This is a genomic window from Bradyrhizobium sp. NBAIM08 (assembly GCF_020193935.1).
GTDB lineage: Bacteria > Pseudomonadota > Alphaproteobacteria > Rhizobiales > Xanthobacteraceae > Bradyrhizobium > Bradyrhizobium yuanmingense.
The window spans coordinates 1-428 of sequence record NZ_JADYVR010000582.1 but is presented as its reverse complement, the minus strand read 5'-3'; the positions used below and the strand labels follow the sequence as shown (position 1 = coordinate 428).

1 protein-coding gene is annotated in these 428 nt (G+C 74.1%); it reads right to left on the bottom strand.

Annotated elements, in window-relative coordinates; all coding sequences use genetic code 11:
• Positions 1–428 (bottom strand): glycosyltransferase (locus I6F37_RS41065; RefSeq protein ID WP_225154530.1); only part of this gene is annotated, 428 nt, incomplete at both ends.

Below are 428 nucleotides of genomic sequence, written 5' to 3'. Positions count from 1 at the left end.
CTGTCGCGGGCCAGCCGAACCCCTCCGCGTGCCCGCGGGCCGCCGAGCCGAGCTTTGCCAGCAGGCGGGGTGAGGAGACGAGTGACCCCAGCGCGGCCGCGTACGAGCGTGGGTCCTGGTTGGGCACCAGCAGACCCGTCTGGCCGTCGCGCACCGCGGTCGGGAGCCCGCCGACGGTAGCGGCGACGACCGGCGTTCCGCACGCCTGCGACTCGACCGCGACAAGACCGAAGGATTCGCTGTAGGACGGGACCACGGTGACGGAGGCAGCGCGGTACCAGTGGACGAGCTCGGCATGGGTGGCCGGGGGGATGAAACGCACGAGATCGCCGATGCCCAGGCGGCCGGCGAGACGCTGCAGGCCGACCGGCGTCGTGCCGCTCGACCCGCTGGGGCCTCCGACGACTGCCACCACGAGCCGGCTGCGC